General features: G+C 72.7%; 21 protein-coding genes and 3 tRNA genes. 6 read left to right on the forward strand and 18 right to left on the reverse strand.

The features are described 5' to 3' along the window. From ACH4TP_RS04315 to ACH4TP_RS04330, 4 genes are all read right to left on the reverse strand, one after another. Entirely contained in the window at window positions 1–453 is a 453-nt protein-coding gene (locus tag ACH4TP_RS04315; protein WP_030687915.1) for a MaoC family dehydratase N-terminal domain-containing protein, read from the reverse strand. A gap of 102 nt (window positions 454–555) precedes the next feature. After that, entirely contained in the window at window positions 556–720 is a 165-nt protein-coding gene (rpmG, locus tag ACH4TP_RS04320) for a 50S ribosomal protein L33 (RefSeq protein WP_003956487.1), read from the reverse strand. 88 nt (window positions 721–808) lie between these two features. After that, window positions 809–881: transfer RNA gene (locus tag ACH4TP_RS04325), tRNA-Met, on the reverse strand. Between the two features lie 44 nt (window positions 882–925). Beyond that, window positions 926–998: transfer RNA gene (locus ACH4TP_RS04330), tRNA-Thr, on the reverse strand. Between the two features lie 206 nt (window positions 999–1,204). Between ACH4TP_RS04330 and ACH4TP_RS04335 the strand changes: the two genes are divergently transcribed. Continuing rightward, complete coding sequence (locus ACH4TP_RS04335) at window positions 1,205–2,485, forward strand: amidohydrolase family protein (RefSeq protein ID WP_398435586.1); 1,281 nt, start codon at window positions 1,205–1,207, stop codon at window positions 2,483–2,485. A gap of 2 nt (window positions 2,486–2,487) precedes the next feature. Then, the gene (locus ACH4TP_RS04340) at window positions 2,488–3,144 is read left to right on the forward strand and encodes an SDR family oxidoreductase (protein WP_398435588.1); all 657 of its coding nucleotides are present in this window, start codon (window positions 2,488–2,490) and stop codon (window positions 3,142–3,144) included. A gap of 65 nt (window positions 3,145–3,209) precedes the next feature. Here the strand turns inward: ACH4TP_RS04340 and ACH4TP_RS04345 are convergent. Beyond that, a tRNA-Tyr gene (locus ACH4TP_RS04345) sits at window positions 3,210–3,291 on the reverse strand. Between the two features lie 171 nt (window positions 3,292–3,462). Between ACH4TP_RS04345 and ACH4TP_RS04350 the strand changes: the two genes are divergently transcribed. From ACH4TP_RS04350 to ACH4TP_RS04365, 4 genes are all read left to right on the forward strand, one after another. Then, window positions 3,463–3,954 carry a YajQ family cyclic di-GMP-binding protein gene (locus ACH4TP_RS04350; protein ID WP_041130732.1) on the forward strand — a complete coding sequence of 164 codons (492 nt, stop codon included), beginning with the start codon at window positions 3,463–3,465 and terminating at the stop codon, window positions 3,952–3,954. Between the two features lie 107 nt (window positions 3,955–4,061). Then, entirely contained in the window at window positions 4,062–4,625 is a 564-nt protein-coding gene (locus ACH4TP_RS04355; protein ID WP_398435590.1) for a methylated-DNA--[protein]-cysteine S-methyltransferase, read from the forward strand. Further along, complete coding sequence (locus ACH4TP_RS04360) at window positions 4,622–5,254, forward strand: alpha-ketoglutarate-dependent dioxygenase AlkB family protein (protein WP_398435592.1); 633 nt, start codon at window positions 4,622–4,624, stop codon at window positions 5,252–5,254. The genes ACH4TP_RS04355 and ACH4TP_RS04360 overlap by 4 nt, the downstream gene beginning before the upstream one ends. 10 nt (window positions 5,255–5,264) lie before the next feature. Further along, on the forward strand, window positions 5,265–6,503 hold the full coding sequence (locus tag ACH4TP_RS04365; protein ID WP_398184077.1) for an APC family permease: 1,239 nt from the start codon (window positions 5,265–5,267) through the stop codon (window positions 6,501–6,503). Between the two features lie 37 nt (window positions 6,504–6,540). Here the strand turns inward: ACH4TP_RS04365 and ACH4TP_RS04370 are convergent, their stop codons facing one another. From ACH4TP_RS04370 to ACH4TP_RS04430, 13 genes are all read right to left on the reverse strand, one after another. Continuing rightward, a complete protein-coding gene (locus ACH4TP_RS04370; protein ID WP_389221000.1) occupies window positions 6,541–6,933 on the reverse strand; it encodes a YccF domain-containing protein in 393 nt (130 codons plus the stop codon). After that, complete coding sequence (htpX, locus tag ACH4TP_RS04375) at window positions 6,930–7,793, reverse strand: zinc metalloprotease HtpX (protein WP_389221003.1); 864 nt, start codon at window positions 7,791–7,793, stop codon at window positions 6,930–6,932. The genes ACH4TP_RS04370 and htpX overlap by 4 nt, the downstream gene beginning before the upstream one ends. 157 nt (window positions 7,794–7,950) lie before the next feature. Beyond that, window positions 7,951–8,400, reverse strand: coding sequence for a large conductance mechanosensitive channel protein MscL (gene mscL, locus ACH4TP_RS04380; RefSeq protein WP_389221006.1), 450 nt, complete (start codon window positions 8,398–8,400; stop codon window positions 7,951–7,953). A gap of 35 nt (window positions 8,401–8,435) precedes the next feature. Continuing rightward, a complete protein-coding gene (locus ACH4TP_RS04385; protein ID WP_389221009.1) occupies window positions 8,436–9,944 on the reverse strand; it encodes an NADH-quinone oxidoreductase subunit N in 1,509 nt (502 codons plus the stop codon). After that, the gene (locus ACH4TP_RS04390) at window positions 9,941–11,494 is read right to left on the reverse strand and encodes a NuoM family protein (protein WP_389221578.1); all 1,554 of its coding nucleotides are present in this window, start codon (window positions 11,492–11,494) and stop codon (window positions 9,941–9,943) included. Before ACH4TP_RS04390 ends, ACH4TP_RS04385 begins: the two co-directional genes overlap by 4 nt. 27 nt (window positions 11,495–11,521) lie before the next feature. Further along, window positions 11,522–13,498, reverse strand: a complete 1,977-nt coding sequence (locus ACH4TP_RS04395; protein WP_398435595.1) for an NADH-quinone oxidoreductase subunit L — start codon at window positions 13,496–13,498, stop codon at window positions 11,522–11,524. Beyond that, entirely contained in the window at window positions 13,495–13,836 is a 342-nt protein-coding gene (gene nuoK / locus ACH4TP_RS04400; protein WP_389221015.1) for an NADH-quinone oxidoreductase subunit NuoK, read from the reverse strand. Before nuoK ends, ACH4TP_RS04395 begins: the two co-directional genes overlap by 4 nt. Further along, complete coding sequence (locus tag ACH4TP_RS04405; protein ID WP_389221018.1) at window positions 13,836–14,393, reverse strand: NADH-quinone oxidoreductase subunit J; 558 nt, start codon at window positions 14,391–14,393, stop codon at window positions 13,836–13,838. Before ACH4TP_RS04405 ends, nuoK begins: the two co-directional genes overlap by 1 nt. Next, the gene (locus ACH4TP_RS04410) at window positions 14,390–14,884 is read right to left on the reverse strand and encodes a 4Fe-4S binding protein (protein ID WP_389221580.1); all 495 of its coding nucleotides are present in this window, start codon (window positions 14,882–14,884) and stop codon (window positions 14,390–14,392) included. The genes ACH4TP_RS04405 and ACH4TP_RS04410 overlap by 4 nt, the downstream gene beginning before the upstream one ends. A 107-nt stretch (window positions 14,885–14,991) precedes the next feature. After that, entirely contained in the window at window positions 14,992–15,960 is a 969-nt protein-coding gene (locus ACH4TP_RS04415) for an NADH-quinone oxidoreductase subunit H (RefSeq protein ID WP_389221021.1), read from the reverse strand. After that, on the reverse strand, window positions 15,957–17,525 hold the full coding sequence (locus tag ACH4TP_RS04420) for an NADH-quinone oxidoreductase subunit C (protein ID WP_398435598.1): 1,569 nt from the start codon (window positions 17,523–17,525) through the stop codon (window positions 15,957–15,959). Before ACH4TP_RS04420 ends, ACH4TP_RS04415 begins: the two co-directional genes overlap by 4 nt. Beyond that, entirely contained in the window at window positions 17,522–18,085 is a 564-nt protein-coding gene (locus tag ACH4TP_RS04425; RefSeq protein ID WP_388843967.1) for an NADH-quinone oxidoreductase subunit B, read from the reverse strand. The genes ACH4TP_RS04420 and ACH4TP_RS04425 overlap by 4 nt, the downstream gene beginning before the upstream one ends. Continuing rightward, window positions 18,076–18,504: an NADH-quinone oxidoreductase subunit A gene (locus ACH4TP_RS04430; protein WP_398435600.1), complete on the reverse strand. Its 429-nt coding sequence runs from the start codon at window positions 18,502–18,504 to the stop codon at window positions 18,076–18,078. The genes ACH4TP_RS04425 and ACH4TP_RS04430 overlap by 10 nt, the downstream gene beginning before the upstream one ends. Between the last annotated feature and the right edge of the window lie 177 nt (window positions 18,505–18,681).

The following is an 18,681-nucleotide window of genomic DNA, read 5'->3' on the forward strand; positions in this document are numbered from 1 at the left end:
TCAGGCCCCCTCGGGTGCGCGGGAGACGAGCTTGGTCCAGGCGGTGACGACGTGCTCGCCGGAGGCGTCGTGCACCTCACCGCGGATGTCGAGGATGTCGTTGCCCGCGAGGGACTTGATCGCCTCGATGGTGGAGGTGACCGAGAGCCGGTCCCCGGCGCGTACGGGCCGGGTGTAGGCGAACTTCTGGTCGCCGTGGACGACGCGGCTGTAGTCGAGGCCCAGCTGCGGGTCCTCGATGACGGCGCCGGCCGCCTTGAACGTGATGGCGAACACAAAAGTGGGCGGGGCGATCACATCGGAATGCCCGAGCGCCTTGGCCGCCTCGGTGTCGGTGTACGCGGGATTCGCGTCACCGATCGCCTCGGCGAACTCGCGGATCTTCTCGCGGCCGACCTCGTAGGGCGCGGTGGGCGGATAGGTCCGGCCCACGAAGGACTGGTCGAGCGCCATGGAACTCGATACCTCCAGGATGTGTTTCCGATGTCGTCGGGGGGAGCCGACAAACGACACGAGGCCGCCCCCGAGTGGGGACGGCCTCGTGTACGAGCCTGATTAGCGCGTCTCGCGGTGCGCGGTGTGCGAGTTGCAGCGGGGGCAGTGCTTCTTCATCTCAAGACGGTCCGGGTTGTTACGCCGGTTCTTCTTGGTGATGTAGTTCCGCTCCTTGCACTCCACGCAGGCCAGCGTGATCTTCGGGCGGACGTCGGTGGCAGCCACGTGAGTGCTCCTTGACGGACGGATGGACGGATGAACGCATAGAAGAGTAGCCGATCGCAGGACCGACCCCACAATCGGCTACTGTCTGTAGCGGTGACCGGACTTGAACCGGTGACACAGCGATTATGAGCCGCTTGCTCTACCGACTGAGCTACACCGCTTTGATGATCCGGATCCCGCCCGAAGGCGGGATCCCTCTCACCAGAGCCCCAATACGGAATCGAACCGTAGACCTTCTCCTTACCATGGAGACGCTCTACCGACTGAGCTATTGGGGCGAGCGAGGAAGACATTACACGGTCTCCGGCCCATCACCCAAATCCGTTTCCCCGAGGCCCCGCGACGGCTCCCACCAGGCGTCCCGTACGCCACTCGTGGCCTCATCAGTACGACTATTGCGCTCCTCCTCGAAGGTCGCTCCGAGCGCCCCTAGGCTCGGCCCCACGCTGCGTGATCTTGATCTTGAGGAGTCTTGAGGAGCCCGATGTCAGCCGACAGCAAGCAGCCCCAGCCGCCCGAGGACGGGGCCGCCACCACCGCCGACTCGACCTCGCTCCTGCTCTCCCACGCACGGCTCACCGACGGCCGGACCGTGGACGTACGCCTCGTCGGCGGCCGCATCGAGGCCGTCGGCACCGCCGGCAGCCTCACCTCCACCGGCGCACGGGTCGACCTCAGCGGCTATCTGCTGCTGCCCGCCGCCGCCGAACCCCACGCCCACGCCGACACCGCGCTCTCCGCCGACACCCCCGGACCCGTCTCGTACGCCCCCGAGGAGGTGCAGCGCCGGGCCACCGAGGCCACCCTGCTCCAGCTCGGCCACGGCGCGACGGCGCTCCGCGCGCACGTGCGGATCGGCGACGTCCAGGGGCTCGGCCCGCTCGAAGCGGTGCTCCAGGCCCGGCGCTCGCTGCGCGGCCTCGCCGACCTGACGGCCGTCGCCGTGCCCCGGCTGCTCACGGGCGCGGCGGGCGCGGACGGGCTCGCGATGCTGCGGGACGCGGTGAAGATGGGCGCCGGCGTGGTGGGCGGCCGCCCGGACCTCGACCCGGACCCGGCCGGGTACGTGGAGGCGCTGCTCGGCGTCGCGGCCGAGCACGGCGTCCCGGTCGACCTGCACACCGACGGGGACGACCCGGCGCGCCTGGCCCGGCTCGCGGCGATGGCGGGCGGGCTGCGGCCGGGCGTGACGATCGGGCCGTGCGCGGGGCTCTCCCGGCTCCCTCCCGACGCGGCGCACCGGACGGCGGACCGGCTGGCGGCGGCCGGCATGACGGTGGTGTGCCTGCCGCAGGGCGGCTGCGGGGGCACGGAGCTGCGCGGGGCGGCGCCGGTGCGGCTGCTGCGGGCGGCCGGGGTGCGGGTCGCGGCGGGGAGCGGGGCGCTGCGGGACGTGGCCAACCCGGTGGGCCGCGGGGACCCGCTGGAGGCGGCGTACCTGCTCGCCTCGCTCGGCGGGCTCGCGCCCCAGGAGGCGTACGGGGCGGTGAGCGCGGAGGCGCGGGCGGTGATGGGCCTCCCCGAGGTGCGGGTGGAGGCCGGTTTCCCGGCGGAGCTGCTCGCGGTGCGCGGCGAGCGCCTGGCGGGCGTGCTGTCCCTGGCGTACAGCCGGATCGTGGTGCACCGGGGGCGGGTGGTGGCCCGGACCAGCGCGGTGCGGGAGTACTGCGACTCGGCGGCGGCCCTGGACCTGCCGCGGCAGGCGCGCCCGGAGCGGCCGCCCGAGCCGGGAAGCCCTCCGGCCGGACCCGTCGTACGGTCGTGAGTATGCGCATCGTCATCGCTGGAGGACACGGACAGATCGCCCTGCGTCTGGAGAGGCTGCTCTCGGCGGCGGGGCACGAGGTCGTGGGGATCATCCGCAACCCGGAACAGGACGACGACCTGCGGGAGGCGGGCGCGGAGCCCGCCGTCCTGGACCTGGAGTCGGCGTCGGTCGAGATGGTCGCCGCGGTGCTCCAGGGCGCCGACGCGGCCGTCTTCGCGGCGGGCGCGGGCCCGGGCAGCGGGACCGCCCGCAAGGACACGGTGGACCGCGGGGCGGCCGTCCTGTTCGCCGACGCGGCGGAACGCGCGGGCGTGCGCCGCTTCCTCGTCGTCTCCTCGATGGGCGCGGACGCGTCCCACCCGGGCGACGGGGTCTTCGACGCCTACCTGCGCGCCAAGGGCGCCGCCGACGACGAGATCCGCCGCCGTACGGCCCTGGAGTGGACGATCCTGCGCCCCGGCTCCCTGACGGACGACGCGGGCACGGGCATGGTCCGCCTGGAGGCCCGTACGGGTCGCGGCCCGGTCCCCCGGGACGACGTCGCCGCGGTCCTCGCCGAACTCCTCGACACCCCGGCGACCGCGGGCCTCACCCTGGAACTGATCGCCGGCTCGGTCCCGCTCTCGGTCGCGGTGAAGGACGTGGCCGGAAACTGACCCGCGGATCCATCCCCGGAAACGAGTGAAGGTCCCCGGTGCAAGCACCGGGGACCTTCTTCACGTGGCGACGCCAGGATTCGAACCTGGGTAGGCTAAGCCGACGGATTTACAGTCCGCTCCCATTGGCCACTCGGGCACATCGCCATGGGTTGTCGCCTTGGTCCTCCGCGTTTCTGCGGTGTTCCCCGGCAACGACGTAAACAATACCTGATCCCGGGGGGTGCTTCGCCACCGGATTGATCAGCGGTTCGGCCGGCGGCTCACCCCCTAGGCTTCGGGGGGTACCCACAGCATCAGAGCAAGGAGCCACGAGTCATGGCCGACTCCAGTTTCGACATCGTGTCCAAGGTCGATCGGCAGGAGGTCGACAACGCCCTCAACCAGGCCGTGAAGGAGATCTCCCAGCGGTACGACTTCAAGGGAACCAACGCCTCGATCTCCTGGTCGGGCGAGAAGATCCTGATGCAGGCGAACGGCGAGGAGCGCGTCAAGGCGATCCTCGACATCTTCCAGTCCAAGCTGATCAAGCGCGGGATCTCGCTGAAGTCGCTGGACGTCGAGGGTGAGCCGCAGCTCTCCGGCAAGGAGTACAAGCTCTTCGCCTCCGTCCAGGAGGGCATCTCCCAGGAGAACGCCAAGAAGGTCGCGAAGGCCATCCGCGACGAGGGCCCCAAGGGCGTCAAGGCGCAGGTGCAGGGCGACGAGCTGCGCGTCAGCTCGAAGAGCCGGGACGACCTGCAGGCCGTGCAGGCGCTGCTCAAGGGCAAGGACTTCGACTTCGCGATCCAGTTCGTGAACTACCGCTGACCCTGCCGTGAGGTCATGAGGGTCGTGTCCGAATACCGCCAGCCCCGGGCTCGGCGGTCCCCGCACACTGGGTCCGAGGAAGACCCGTACGGGGAGAGGAACCAGCCATGACCGTGTACGCGTACGTCGACGGCCCCCTGGGCGAGATGCTCCTCGTCGGGCAGCTCGCCGAAGGGGGCCGGGCCGTGCTGCGCTCGCTGTCCCTGCCGGGGCAGAAGGGCGCCGTCGAGGTCGAGGACGGGTGGACGCCCGCACCCGGGGCGTTCGCCGAGGCCGCCCGGCAGCTGGGCGAGTACTTCGCCGGGCGCCGCGACCGCTTCGACCTGCCGCTCGCCGGCGACGCCGGCACCGCGTTCCAGCGGCGCGTCTGGCGGGCCCTGGAGGAGATCCCGTACGGGACGACCGTCTCGTACGGGGAGATCGCCCGGCGCGTCGGCTCGTCCGGCGCCGGGGTGCGGGCGGTGGGCACCGCGATCGGGCGCAATCCGCTGCTCGTGGTGCGGCCCTGCCACCGGGTCATCGGGGCCGACGGGAACCTGCGCGGGTACGCCGCCGGGCTGGAGCGCAAGGAGCGGCTCCTAGGGCTCGAAGGGGCCCTGGGAGGGGTCCAGGGGGCCTCCGGGGCCTCCGGGGCCTCCGGGGCCCTCGGGGCTCTCGGGGCTCTCGTGTGACCGATGACGGGCTCTTCCCGCGCGAGCGGGCCACGGTGGCGCCCGGGGCGGTGCACGTGCCCGCGTGGCTGCCGTTCGCGCGGCAGCGGGAGCTGGTGGACGTCTGCCGCGCGTGGGGGCGCGGGCCCTTCCCCTACCGGCGGACGGTGCTGCCCGGCGGCGGGGTGATGTCCGTGCGGTCGCTCTGCCTGGGCCGGCAGTGGGTGCCGTACCGCTACCTCGACACGGTCGGGATCGAACTGCCGGACTGGCTGGTCGCCCTGGGCCGGGAGGCGCTCGTCGAGGCGTACGGGGACCACGGGGGTTTCACGCCCGACACCGCGCTGGTGAACTTCTACGCGCCGGGGGCGCACATGGGGATGCACCAGGACCGGGAGGAGCGGTCGGGGGCGCCGGTGGTGTCGCTGAGCCTCGGGGACCGGTGCGTGTTCCGCTTCGGGAACGAGGAGAACCGGGGCCGGCCGTACCAGGACGTCGAGCTGGCCTCCGGGGACCTCTTCGTCTTCGGCGGGGTCTCACGGTGGGTCCACCACGGGGTCCCCCGGGTGTTCCCGGGGACGGCCGCGCCCGCGCTCGGTCTCGCCGGGCGCCTGAACATCACGCTCAGGGAGACCGGCCTCGGCGTCTAATGTGCGGAGCATGACACCGGAACTGCGCCGCTCCCTCGGCCTCTTCGACGCGGTCGTGATCGGCCTCGGCTCGATGATCGGCGCGGGGATCTTCGTCGCGCTCGGGCCCGCGGCCGGCGCCGCCGGCTCCGGGGCGGGGCTGCTCTGGGCACTCGGCCTCGCCGCCGTCGTCGCGTACTGCAACGCCATGTCCTCCGCCCGGCTCGCCGCCCGCTACCCCGCCTCCGGCGGCACGTACGTGTACGGTCGCGAACGCCTCGGCTCCTTCTGGGGATACCTGGCCGGCTGGGCGTTCGTCGTCGGCAAGACGGCCTCCTGCGCGGCGATGGCGCTGACCGTCGGGGCGTACGTGTGGCCGGAGCAGGCGCATGCGGTGGCGGTCGCCGCGGTGGTGGCCCTGACTGCCGTCAACTACCGGGGAGTTCAGAAGTCGGCGCTGCTCACCCGGGTGATCGTGGCGGCGGTCCTGGCGCTCCTCGCGTGCGTGGTCACGGTCTCCTTCAGGGCGGGTGGAGCAGGGCTCCACGCACTCGGCGGGGAGCTCGTGACGGGCGGGGTGCTCCAGGCCGCGGGTTTGCTCTTCTTCGCGTTCGCGGGGTACGCGCGGATCGCGACGCTCGGCGAGGAGGTCCGCGATCCGGCCCGCACCATCCCCCGCGCGGTGCCGCTCGCGCTCGGCCTCACGCTCGTCGTGTACGCGCTCGTCGCGGTGAGCGTGCTGACCGTCCTCGGCCCGGCCGCCCTCGCCGCCTCCCCCGCCCCGCTGGCCGACGCGGCCCGCGCGGCGGACGCCGACTGGCTGGTGCCGCTGGTCACGGTCGGCGCGGCCGTCGCGGCCCTGGGCTCACTGCTCTCCCTGATCCTCGGGGTCTCCCGCACGACCCTCGCGATGGCCCGCGACGGCCACCTGCCGACGGCCCTCGCGGCCGTCCACCCGCGCTTCCGGGTGCCGCACCGGGCGGAGCTCGCGGTGGGCGCGGTGGTGGCCGTGGTGGCGGCGGTCGTGGACGTGCGGGGCGCGATCGGCTTCTCCTCCTTCGGCGTCCTCGCCTACTACGGCATCGCGAACGCCTCCGCCTGGACGCTGGGCGGCCGCGCCCGCCACCTGTCCGCCCTCGGTCTCACCGGCTGCCTCGCCCTCGCCTTCGCCCTCCCCACGAGCTCCGTCCTGGCGGGCTCGGGGGTGCTGGCGGCGGGCGTGGTGTCCTGGTCGGTGAGCCGGGGGCGGGGGGTGCCGCCGCGCGCTTAGTCCGTCGCGGGGCGCGGACGCGGCCCGCACGGGCGCGCTAGTGGGCGCCGTACGCCTGGCTCGTCGGGACGATCTCCTTGCCCAGCGGGAGGAGGGAGACCGGGATCATCTTGAAGTTCGCGATGCCCAGCGGGATGCCGATGATGGTGATGCAGAGGGCGATGCCCGTGGTGATGTGGCCGAGCGCCAGCCACCAGCCCGCCAGGATCAGCCAGAGGACGTTGCCGACGCAGGACGGGGCGCCCGCGTCGCGCCGGTCGACGACCGTGTGGCCGAAGGGCCAGAGGGCGTAGAGGCCGATGCGGAAGGCGGCGAGGCCGAAGGGGATGCCGATGATCGTGATGCAGAGCAGGACGCCCGCGAGCATGTAGCCCAGGAACATCCAGAAGCCGCACAGGACCAGCCATATGACGTTGAGGATCGTCTTCACGGGCGTCGACCTGCCATCTGTTCGAGCCGGGCGATCCGCTCGGCCATCGGCGGATGGGTGGAGAACATCTTGGAGAGGCCCTGGCCGGGCCGGAACGGGTTCGCGATCATCATGTGGCTCGCGGTCTCGATCTTCGGCTCGGGCGGCAGCGGCAGCTGCTTCGTGCCCGCCTCCAGCTTCCGCAGGGCGCCGGCGAGGGCGAGCGGGTCTCCGGTGAGCTGGGCGCCGGAGGCGTCGGCCTCGTACTCCCGGGAGCGGGAGATGGCGAGCTGGATGATCGAGGCGGCGATCGGGCCGAGGATCACGATCAGCAGGTAGCCGAGGATGCCGGGGCCGTCGTCGTCGTTGGAGCGGCCGACCGGGATCAGCCAGGCGAAGTTCACCAGGAACATCACGACGGAGGCGAGTGCTCCGGCGACCGAGGAGATGAGGATGTCCCGGTTGTAGACGTGGCTCAGCTCGTGGCCGATGACCCCGCGCAGCTCGCGCTCGTCGAGGATCGCGAGGATGCCCTCGGTGCAGCAGACGGCGGCGTTGCGCGGGTTGCGGCCGGTCGCGAAGGCGTTGGGCGCCTGCGTCGGCGAGATGTAGAGCCGGGGCATGGGCTGCCGCGCCTGCGTGGAGAGCTCGCGCACCATCCGGTAGAGCGCGGGCGCCTCGAACTCGCTGACCGGGCGGGCCCGCATGGCCCGCAGCGCGAGCTTGTCGCTGTTCCAGTAGGCGTACGCGTTCGTGCCGAGCGCGACGACGAGTCCGACGATCAGCCCCGTACGCCCGAAGAAGCTGCCGATGACGATGATGAGGGCCGAGAGCCCTCCGAGGAGTACGGCGGTCCTCAGCCCGTTGTGCCGGCGGTGCACGGTACGCCCTCCTGGTGGTGCGGCAGGGGAACCCTTCGCTTCGTGGTGGTCCACTCACTCAGTGGACCCTCCCGCTCTGGTCAACGCCAGGCGGGAGGCTCGGGTTCCCCGGCTCGCACGGGGTGCCGTGTGGGCCGTACGGGTGATCGACGTGCGATCAGCGGGCGGCCGGGACCTTCTGCAGGCCGCCGACGGCGGGCTCGACCTCGCTGGTGCAGTGGGCGCAGCGGGAGGCGATGGCCGGGATCTCGGTGAAGCAGCGGGGGCAGTCGCGCTTCTCCGACTTCGGGTCCTTCGCCTCCTCCTTGGCGAACTTCTCCTGGATCTTCGTCATGGGGACGACGATGAGGAAGTACAGGACGGCGGCGGTGATGACGAACGCTATGGCGGCGGCGATGGCCAGACCGTAGGGGAAGACGGTCTTGCCGACGGTGAAGCTGGCCTCGCTGAAGTCGCCGACCGAGCCCGTCGCCAGGCCGATGAGCGGAGTGATGAACGCCTTGCTGAAGCCGGTGACGACGGCCGTGAACGCCGAGCCGACGGCCAGACCGATGGCCATCGAGATGACGTTCCCGCGAAGTATGAAGTCCTTGAATCCGTTCAGCACGGGGTGTCGCTCCTCGGTGTTTTCCTGTGGGGGGATCAGAAGAGGCTGCCCGTCGCGAAGCGGAGGGCGAACTGCGGGTAGCCCGACAGGACGACTCCGGCGGCGGCGGTCAGCACGATCGCCAGGGTGACCGGCGCGGAGGCCTTGTGGGCCTTCTCGACGGCGCCCTCCGGCACGCGGAAGAGCAGGGCCGTCCAGCGCAGGTAGTAGTACAGCGCGATCACGACGTTGACGCCCATGATCACGGCCAGCCACCCGAGGCCCGCGTCGACGGCCGCCGAGAAGACGGTCACCTTGGCGAAGAGGCCGATGATACCCGGGGGCAAACCGGCCAGATTCAGGAGGAAGAAGGCGAGCGCGAGGGCGGCGGCGGGGCTGGAGGCGTACAGGCCCCGGAAGTCCGCGATCCGGCTCTCGGGGTGGGTGCGGGCGACGAGCGCGACGACCGCGAAGGCGCCGAGGTTCACGACGGCGTACATGAGGGCGTACGCGACGGTGGCGCCGACCTGGTCGTCGCCGGAGTACGCGGCGGCCGCGATCGGCACCAGGAGGTAGCCGGCCTGGGCGACGGAGGACCAGGCGAGGAGGCGTACCGCGCTCCACGCGCGCGTGGACACCTGGCGGAGGGCGGCGACGTTGCCGACGGTCATGGTGAGCGCGGCGAGGGCGGCGAGCGCCGGGCCCCACACGTCCGCGTACGAGGGGAAGGCGACGACCGTCACCAGGATCAGGCCGGTGAAGCCGACGGCCTTGCCGACCACGGAGAGGTAGGCGGCGACGGGCAGCGGGGCGCCGACGTAGGTGTCGGGCACCCAGAAGTGGAAGGGGACGGCGGCCGTCTTGAAGGCGAAGCCGACGAGGGTGAGGGCGACTCCGGCCTCGGCGAGGGTCTGGAGCTGCCCGGGGACGTCGTCGAGGCGCTGGGCGATCTCCGTGAGGTGGAGGGTGCCGGTCGCCGCGTACACGAAGCTGACGCCGAGCAGGGTGACGGCGGTCGCGGTGACGGAGGAGAGGAAGAACTTGAGCGCGGCCTCGCCGGACATGCGGTCGCCGCGCTTGAGGCCGACGAGCGCGAAGGCCGGCAGCGAGGCCACCTCCAGGGCGACGACGAGGGTGGCGAGGTCGCGGGAGGCGGGCAGCAGGGCGGCGCCGGCGGCCGAGGACAGCAGCAGGAACCAGAACTCGCCGGCCGGGAGCCTCTCGCGGGTCTCGTCCAGGGAGAGGAACGCGGTGACCAGCGCGCCGGCGAGGACGAGCAGCTGGATGACCACGGTGAAGTGGTCGGCGGTGTAGCTGCACGCGCCCGCGTGGCCCTCGGCCTGGGCCTTGGCGGTCAGGCAGAAGGTGGTGCGGTCGCCGTCCCGCAGCGGCAGCAGGAGGGCGAGGGCGGCGGTGAGGCCGCCGATCGCGGTCCAGCCGAGGAGCCGCTTGCGCTCCGGCGGCACGAAGAGGTCGGCGACGAGGACGACGAGCGCGACCACGGCCGTGAGGGTGGGGGGCGCGATCGCGAGCCAGTCGACGGACTGGACGAGGGACGACGTCATCGGGGGCCTCCCGCGAGGAGCTGCTGGACGGCCGGGTCGGTGAGGCCGAGGAGGACCGCGGGCCAGAGTCCGGCGAGGACGGTGAGGGCGACGAGCGGGGTCCAGGCGGCGAACTCGTACCCCTGGACGTCGGCGATCGCCGTCTCCCCCGCCGGTCGCGGGCCGCCCATGCAGACGCGGCGGACGACGAGGAGGAGGTAGGCGGCGGTGAGGAGGGTGCCGAAGGCGCCGATCGCCATGAAGGTGAGGAAGGCGGGGCGGCTGAGGCCCTCGGCCGGGTCGAAGGCGCCGAAGAGGGCGAGCATCTCGCCCCAGAAGCCGGCGAGGCCGGGCAGTCCGAGGGAGGCGACGGCGGCGAAGGCGAGGAGGGCGCCGAGGCGGGGGGCGCGGCCGTAGAGGGCGGCGCCGGTGGCTCCGGCGAGGGTGTCGAGGTCGGCGGTGCCGTACCGGTCCTTGACCGCGCCGACCAGGAAGAACAGCAGGCCGGTGACGAGGCCGTGGGCGATGTTCGCGAAGAGGGCGCCGTTGACCCCGGTGGGGGTCATGGTGGCGATGCCGAGGAGCACGAAGCCCATGTGGCCGACGGAGGAGTACGCGATGAGGCGCTTGAGGTCGCCCTTGTTGCCGGGCTTCGCGAGGGCGAGGCAGGCGAGCGATCCGTAGATGATCCCGGCGACGGCGAAGGCCGCGAGGTACGGGGCGAAGGTCGCCATGCCGTCGGGGGCGATCGGCAGCACGATCCGGACGAAGCCGTACGTGCCCATCTTCAGCAGGACGCCGGCGAGGAGGACGGAGCCGACCGTCGGGGCGGCGGTGTGGGCGTCCGGGAGCCAGCTGTGCAGCGGCCACATCGGGGTCTTCACGGCGAGCCCGAGACCGATCGCGAGAACGGCGATGACCTGCACGGACGTGGTCAGCCCACGGCCGTTGTCAGTGGCCAGTGCCACCATGTCGAACGTGCCCGCCTTCACGCCGATGAGGAGCAGGCCGAGCAGCATGACGACGGATCCGAGCAGCGTGTAGAGGATGAACTTCCAGGCGGCGGCCTGCCTGCCCTCGCCGCCCCAGCGGGCGATGAGGAAGTACATCGGGATGAGGACCATCTCGAAGGCCAGGAAGAACAGGACGAGGTCGAGGACGGCGAAGGTGGCGAGGGTGCCGGACTCCAGGACGAGCAGCAGGGCGACGAAGGCCTTCGGGGACGGGCCCGCAGGCATCTTGAAGTAGCTGTACAGCGCGCAGAGGAAGGTCAGCAGCGCGGTCAGGACCAGGAGGGGGAGGGAAATGCCGTCGACACCGAGGTGGATCCGCACGTCGAGTGCCCTGATCCAGCTGATGTCCGTCGTGGCCTGCATCTTCGACGGGTGGTCGTGGTCGAAGCCGAGCGCGAGGACGAGCGCGGCCAGCAGGATGACGCCGGTGACGGTGACGCCGTGGCGGAGCACGGCCTGGTCGGGCGACTTCCCCTTCAGTCCGGGCGGGGCCGGGAGGAGAGCGGCGGCGGCGCCGAGGAGCGGGCCGGCGACGATCAACGCCAGAAGGAACTGCATCACGGATTCGCTGATATCGATCACGGGTCACGCTCCGGCGGCGTTGGCGAGGGCGACGGCGACGATCGCCAGGACGACGGAGCCGGCGAGCAGGGCGCTGAGGTAGGTCTGCACGTTGCCGGTCTGGGCGCGGCGGACGAGCCAGCCGAGGCCCTTCGCGGAATCGCCCGCGGCGCGCACGTACGTGTCGACGACCTCGCGGTCCAGGAAGCGGACCAGGGAGGCGGCGGCGAGTACGGGGCGGACGAAGGCGGTCCGGTAGACGGCGTCCAGGTGGAAGCCGTCGGCGGCCGCGCCGTGCAGCGGCCCCAGGAGGGCGCGGCCGGGGTCGGCCGGGTCCTCGGCGGGGTGCGGCAGGTGCAGTGCCTCGGCCTCGACCTGGCCCGCCTCGGCGTCCGGGTGGGCGACGTGCGGGACGGGGGCCGTGACCGGGGTGCGGGCGGCGAGGGTGCGCCAGACCGCGTAGGTGATGGCGGCTCCGGCGGCGGCGAGGCCCGTGCCGAGGACGGCCGTGGTCAGGGTCGGGGTCAGCGGGTGCCCGTCGAACCAGTCGTCGAGGTACGTGACGGTCAGACCGAATCCGAGGGAGGGGATCGCGAGGACCCACAGGACGCTCGTCATGGCGATCGGCTGGCGGCCGTGGTCGGGGGCTTCGGCGCCGCGGCCGCGGAAGGTCCGCAGCCAGAGGCGGAGCGCGTACGCGGCGGTCAGCAGGGCCGTGAGCAGTCCGGCGACGAGGACGATCCAGCCGGCCCCGGCGGGGGCGACGTCCCGCTCGCCGAGGGCGGTGTGCTCGGCGGCCACGAGGACGGCTTCCTTGGAGAAGAAGCCGGCGAAGGGCGGGATCGCGGCGAGCGCGAGGAGGGCGACGGTCATCGTCCAGTACGCGTCGGGGATGCGCTTCGCGAGGCCGCTCATGCGGGACATGGCGGTGAGCGAGTTCGTACCGGCGGCGTGGATGACCGCGCCGGCGGCGAGGAAGAGCAGCGCCTTGAAGGCGGCGTGCGAGAGGAGGTGGAAGACGGCGGCGCCCCGGTCGCCGACGGCGAGGGCGCCGGCCATGTAGCCGAGCTGGCCGATCGTCGAGTAGGCGAGGACCCGCTTGATGTCGTCCTGGGCGAGCGCGGCGAGCGCCGAGCCGACCATCGTGATCGCGGCCATCACGGCGAGCACGGTCATCGCGGCGGCGGAGGCGGCGAAGACCGGCAGCAGCCGGGCCGTGAAGTAGATGCCGGCGGCGACCATCGTCGCCGCGTGGATGAGCGCGGAGACGGGGGTGGGGCCGGCCATGGCGTCCGGGAGCCAGGTGTGGAGCGGGAACTGCGCCGACTTGCCGGCGACGCCGGCGAGCAGCAGCAGGGCGATCAGGGTGGGGTGGTCGAGGCCGCCGCTCGCGACGGCGCCGAGGACGCCCGTGATCCGGAAGGTGCCCGCGTCGGCGGCGAGCGCGAAGAGACCGATGAGGAAGGGGACGTCACCGAGCTTGGTGACGAGGAAGGCCTTCAGGGAGGCGGAGCGCGCCTCGGGGGTCTCCCAGTAGTGGCCGACGAGGAAGTACGAGCAGATGCCCATGATCTCCCAGCCGACCAGGAGCACCATCAGGTCGCCGGAGTAGACGACGAGCAGCATCGCGGAGGTGAAGAGGGAGACGAGCGCGGCGTACGAGGGGTAGCGCGGGTCGTCGCGGAGGTAGCCGGTCGAGTAGATCTGCACGCAGGTCGCGACCACGCCGACGAGGACGGCGACGAGGGCGGCGAAGCCGTCGATGTGGAGGCTCAGGTCGATCGGGACGGACCCGGTCGGGGTGAGCTGGGTGGCGGCGTCGATCGCCTTCCCCCCGCCCTGGCGGGCGGCGACGAGGACGGCGAGCACGGCGGCGGCGAGCGTCGGCAGCACGGCCAGTGGGCGGACGAAGCCGGGCGCGGTGCGGCCGAGCAGGAGTCCGGTGGCGGAGCCGAGGAAGGGGAGGAGGGGGACGAGGACGGCGAGGGTGGTCGTGGTCACGCGGCGGCCTCGGCCTTCTCCTCGGCGGACGGCTGTTCCTTGGTGTCGCGGAGGCGGTCGACGTCCGAGGTGCCGCGGTTGCGGTGGACCATCAGGACGATCGCGAGACCGATGCCGATCTCGGCGGCGGCGACGGCGATGGTGAAGAGGGTGAGGGCCTGGCCGGCGTGGAGGGTGTCGCGGAGCCAGACGTCGAAGGCGACCAGGTTGAGGTTGACGGCGTTGAGCATCAGCTCGACGGACATCAGGACCAGGATCGCGTTGCGGCGGGCGAGGACGCCGTAGAGGCCGACGGCGAAGAGGAGGACGGCGAGGACGGCCGGGTAGGCGAGGTGCATCAGCTCTCGTCCTCCTTCTTCTTCCGGGAGAGGACGATCGCGCCGACCAGGGCGGCGAGCAGCAGCACCGACAGCGCCTCGAAGGGCAGCACCCAGTGCTGGAAGAGGATCTCGCCGGTCACGCCCGTGGAGCCCTGGGCGGGTCCGTCGAGATCGATCCAGGTCGTGCGGAACGCGTCGACGACGACCCAGACGAGGGCGGCCGCGGCGGCCAGGGCGACGGCGAGGGCGACCGGCCGGTTGCCGGAGTCGGCGTCCGGGGAGCGGCCGATGGGGGCCTTGGTGAGCATGAGACCGAAGAGGAGGAGGACGACGACGGAGCCGACGTAGATCAGGACCTGGACCCAGGCGATGAACTCGGCGGTCAGGAGGAGGTACTCGACGGCGAGCCCGCCGAGCGCCACGACCAGCCAGAGGGCGGCGTGCACCAGCTGGCGGGTGGTGACGGTGACGAGGGCCGCGCCGAGGGTGGCGAGGCCGACGAGGACGAAGGCGACCTCGACGCCGGTGGGCGAGAGGAAGCCGTGCGTGGCCGCTTGGGCCGCTGCGAGGGTCACTGCTGGTCCTCCGTGGCCGCCGCCTGCGCGGCGGCGGCCTTCTCCGCCGCCTTGCGGGCCGCGGCGATCTCCTTCGGCTCCTCCGCGCGCGGGTCGAGCGCGGGCGGCTCGGGGACCGTCCACATCCACTCGCGGAGCTTGTCGCGCTCGTGGGTGAGCTCGTGGATGTCGGTCTCCGCGTACTCGAACTCGGGCGACCAGAACAGCGCGTCGAAGGGGCAGACCTCGATGCAGATCCCGCAGTACATGCAGAGCGAGAAGTCGATGGCGAAGCGGTCGAGGACGTTCCGGCTGCGCTCGCGGCCGCCGGGGGCGGCGGGCGGCACCGTCTCCTTGTGGGAGTCGATGTAGATGCACCAGTCGGGGCACTCACGGGCGCAGAGCATGCAGACCGTGCAGTTCTCCTCGAACAGGCCGATGACCCCGCGGGTGCGGGGCGGCAGCTCGGGCTGCACGTCCGGGTACTGCGCGGTGACGGTCTTCTTCGTCATCGTGCGCAGGGTGACGGCGAGCCCCTTGGCGAGGCCGGAGCCGGGGAACGAACGGGGCCGCCCGGAGGGCGTCGATGAGGGGCGGTGGTCGGGAGACGCGGTGGGCATTACTGGATCGCCACCTTCACGATGCCGGTGAGCGCGATCTGCGCGAGGGCGAGCGGGACGAGGGTCGTCCAGGCGAGCTTCTGGAGCTGGTCCTCGCGCAGGCGCGGGTAGCTCACCCGCAGCCAGATCACGACGAAGGCGAGGACGGCCGTCTTCAGGAGGGTCCAGACCCAGCCGAGGCCGTCGGCGCCCATGGGGCCGTGCCAGCCGCCGAGGAAGAGGACGGTGGTGAGGCCGCTGAGGACGACGATGCCCGCGTACTCGGCGAGCAGGAAGAGCGCGAAGCGGAGCCCCGTGTACTCGGTGTACGCGCCGAAGATGATCTCCGAGTCGGCGACCGGCATGTCGAACGGGGGCCGCTGGAGTTCGGCGAGCCCCGCGACGAAGAACACCAGCGCGCCGATGATCTGCCAGGGCAGCCACCACCACTCGAAGGCGTTCAGGATGCCGGGCAGGGACACCGTCCCGGCCGCCATCGCGACGGAGGCGGCCGCCAGCAGCATGGGCAGCTCATACGCGAGCAGCTGGGCGGCCGTCCGCAGGCCGCCGAGCAGCGAGAACTTGTTCGCCGACGCCCAGCCGGCCATCAGCGAGCCGAGCACGCCGACGCCCATCACCGCGAGCACGAAGAAGATGCCGGCGTCGACGACCTGCCCGACGGCCCCCTCGCTCGGCCCGATCGGGATCGCGACCAGCACGAGCAGGTACGGCAGCAGGGCCACCGCCGGCGCGAGCTGGAAGATCCGCCGGTCCGCGTCCTTCGGGACCACGTCCTCCTTCTGCGCGAACTTCACGCCGTCGGCGACGAGCTGCGCCCAGCCGTGGAAACCACCCGCGTACATGGGCCCGAGCCGGCCCTGCATGTGCGCCATGACCTTGTGCTCCGTCTGCCCGACGACGAGCGGCAGCACGAGGAACACGGCGAAGACGACGAGCAGCCGGAGGGCGACGTCGAGTACGTCGTTCACGCGGGATCGCCTCCGGCGGGGTCGTTGGGGTCGTGGGGGTCACTGTCGGCGCGGTCGCCCTGCGGGGCGGGGCCGTCCTCGGCGGTCTTGCCTCCGGCGGCGTCGGGGGCTGCCTCGGCCGCGGCCGGCCCGGAGGGCGGGGCGCCTTCGGGGGCAGCGGCTTCGGCTGCCGGCGCTTCGGTAGCGCCGGGTTCGGCGGCGGCCGGTGCTTCGGCCGCGTCGGCCTTCCGGGCCTCCGGCTCGGCCGCCGGGGGCGGCGGCTCCTCGTCGAAGGCCGGGCGGGCGTGGTGCCAGGGGGCGTCCGAGCTGCGGGTACGCGGGGTGGCGGCCGCCGCGCGGGGCGCGGGGCCCGCCGTGTCCGGCGTCTCCGGGGCCGTCTGGCTCGCCGAGCCGTCGGCCGCGGAGCGGGTGCGGCGCGGGGGGCGGGCCGTGGCGGGCGGGGTCTCCGGGGATGCCCCGGGCTCCGGGGCCGCCTGGCCGCCGGCCTCCGTGGCTGACGACTCCGGGGCCACCGATTCCGGGGCCACCTGGCTCGCCGAGCCGTCGGCAGCCGAACGGGAGCGGCGCGGCGGGCGGGCCGTGGCGGGCGGGGTCTCCGGGGACGCGCCGGGCTCCGGGCTCACCGGGCCGCCGGCCGCCGGGGCCACCGGCTCCGAGGCCGCCTGGCTCGCCGAGCCGTCGGCAGCCGAACGGGAGCGGCGCGGCGGGCGGGCCGGGGAAGCCGGGGTTTCCGTCGTGTCCGGCTCCGGGGGCGTCTGGCTCGCAGAGCCCTCCGACGCCGAGCGGGAGCGGCGGACCGGGGCGCCCGGCTCCGGGCTGGGCGGGGTCGCCTGGCTGGCAGAGCCCTCCGTGACCGAGCGGGAGCGGCGGACCGGGGCGCCCGGCTCCGGGGTCGCCTGGGTTGCCGAGCCCTCCGTGGCCGAGCGGGTGCGGCGGACCGGGCGGTCGCCGGCTGCGGCGCGGGTGGGGCGGGTGGGGGCAGGGGGGAGTTGGCCCTTGAGGGGGCCCCATTCGTTGGGGTCGGGGACGCCGGGGGGGAGCATCTGGCGGCGCTTGGGGCCGCCGCCGTCGTGGGACTCGCCGGGCTCCTTGGCGCCGGGCCAGGCCTTGGCGACCCGGGCGGCGAGGACGAAGTCCTTGCGGAGGGGGTGGCCCTCGAAGTTCTCGGGGAGGAGGAGGGGGACGAGGTGCGGGTGGCCCTCGAAGGCCACGCCGAACATCTCGTGGGTCTCGCGCTCGTGCCAGCCCGCGCCCGCGTACACCCCGACGGCGGTGGGGAGGACGGGGGCGTCGTGCGGGACCGTCGTACGGAGGAGGAGGCGCTTCGGGGCGCCCTCCCCCAGCGCCACGAGGTGCGCGCAGACGCGGAAGCCCGTGCCCGGTTCGTCGACCGCGCTCAGCCAGTCGAAGAAGGTGCAGCCCAGCTCGTCGCGGGCGGTTTCGAGGGCCGTGATCCAGGCCGCCGGCGGGACGTCGACCGTCAGCAGGTCGTACGCCCGCTCCGCCGTCGCCTCCTCGCCGAAGACCTCCGTCACGGAGTCGGGGAGGGAGTCGTACGCGTTCATGCCCGGCCTCCCGGCGGGGGCGTCAGCGGGCTCGTCAGCTGGGAGACCGTGGCGGCGGTCGCGTACCGCTCCGCCAGGCTCTCCCGGGCGATCTTCTCCTGGAGCTTGAGGATGCCCTGGAGGAGCGCTTCCGGGCGCGGCGGGCAGCCGGGGACGTACACGTCGACCGGGATGATCTGGTCGACGCCCTTCGTCACCGAGTACGAGTCCCAGTACGGGCCGCCGCAGTTCGAGCAGGCGCCGAAGGAGATGACGTACTTCGGCTCGGGCATCTGCTCGTACAGACGCTTCACGGCCGGCGCCATCTTGTCCGTCACCGTGCCCGAGACGATCATCAGGTCGGCCTGGCGCGGGCCCGGCGCGAAGGGGATCACGCCGAGCCGGATGAAGTCGTGCCGGGCCATCGACGCGGCGATGAACTCGATCGCGCAGCAGGCGAGGCCGAAGTTGAAGACCCACAGGCTGTAGCGGCGGCCCCAGTTCAGGACCACCTTCATCGGCTCGGGGGCGAGCCTGGCGAGGGTCCCCAGCTTCGGGGCGGGGAGCGGGGTCACGTCCATGTCAGGACGCCCTTCTTGTATGCGTAGAGCAGTCCCACGGCGAGGAAGCCCAGGAAGACGAACATCTCGACCAGGGTCGTGGCGCCGTAGCCGGGCGCGGCGAAGACCGTCGCCCAGGGGAAGAGGAAGATCGAGTCGACGGCGAAGATGACGTAGAGGAAGGCGTACACGTAGTACCGGACCTGGGTGTGGGCCCAGCCCTCCCCCACGGGGTCGACGCCGCACTCGTAGGTGAGGAGTTTCTCGGGCGTCGGCACGACGGGCCTGAGCAGCCGGCCGGCGCCGAACGCCACGGCGACGAAGAGCACGCCGACGACGGCGAGCAGGCCGACGACGGAGTACGCCTGGAAGTAGTCCGCCGCGTCGGCCGCGACAACGGTCGGTTCCCGCACGTCCGCCCCTCGGTCTCGATGTCTCATGGGTCACTTCTGTACGGACGCGAGTCTAGGCCCTGCTAAAGGCGCCGTAAGCAGGCGCGGGTGGCTTGACCGGCGCCCCCCTCCGGTGGGGACGGCGCCCCGTCCGATGGGGACGGCGCCCCCTCCGGTGGGGATAGCCCCCCTTCCGCTCACCCACCTCCCCCATGGCGTCGCGCC

The organism is Streptomyces sp. NPDC021012 (assembly GCF_044333355.1).
Classification (GTDB): Bacteria; Actinomycetota; Actinomycetes; order Streptomycetales; family Streptomycetaceae; genus Streptomyces.

Bases quoted from the DNA above. Each gene is read 5' to 3' on its own strand.
- ACH4TP_RS04430 (WP_398435600.1), bottom strand. From the start codon at position 18,504: ATGAGACATCGAGACCGAGGGGCGGACGTGCGGGAACCGACCGTTGTC.
- ACH4TP_RS04390 (WP_389221578.1), bottom strand. From the start codon at position 11,494: ATGCAGTTCCTTCTGGCGTTGATCGTCGCCGGCCCGCTCCTCGGCGCC.
- ACH4TP_RS04350 (WP_041130732.1), top strand. From the start codon at position 3,463: ATGGCCGACTCCAGTTTCGACATCGTGTCCAAGGTCGATCGGCAGGAG.
- nuoK (WP_389221015.1), bottom strand. From the start codon at position 13,836: ATGCACCTCGCCTACCCGGCCGTCCTCGCCGTCCTCCTCTTCGCCGTC.
- ACH4TP_RS04425 (WP_388843967.1), bottom strand. From the start codon at position 18,085: ATGGACGTGACCCCGCTCCCCGCCCCGAAGCTGGGGACCCTCGCCAGG.
- ACH4TP_RS04335 (WP_398435586.1), top strand. From the start codon at position 1,205: ATGTCAGCCGACAGCAAGCAGCCCCAGCCGCCCGAGGACGGGGCCGCC.
- ACH4TP_RS04410 (WP_389221580.1), bottom strand. From the start codon at position 14,884: ATGACGAAGAAGACCGTCACCGCGCAGTACCCGGACGTGCAGCCCGAG.
- ACH4TP_RS04385 (WP_389221009.1), bottom strand. From the start codon at position 9,944: ATGACGTCGTCCCTCGTCCAGTCCGTCGACTGGCTCGCGATCGCGCCC.
- ACH4TP_RS04420 (WP_398435598.1), bottom strand. From the start codon at position 17,525: ATGAACGCGTACGACTCCCTCCCCGACTCCGTGACGGAGGTCTTCGGC.
- ACH4TP_RS04340 (WP_398435588.1), top strand. From the start codon at position 2,488: ATGCGCATCGTCATCGCTGGAGGACACGGACAGATCGCCCTGCGTCTG.
- ACH4TP_RS04315 (WP_030687915.1), bottom strand. From the start codon at position 453: ATGGCGCTCGACCAGTCCTTCGTGGGCCGGACCTATCCGCCCACCGCG.
- ACH4TP_RS04365 (WP_398184077.1), top strand. From the start codon at position 5,265: ATGACACCGGAACTGCGCCGCTCCCTCGGCCTCTTCGACGCGGTCGTG.
- ACH4TP_RS04355 (WP_398435590.1), top strand. From the start codon at position 4,062: ATGACCGTGTACGCGTACGTCGACGGCCCCCTGGGCGAGATGCTCCTC.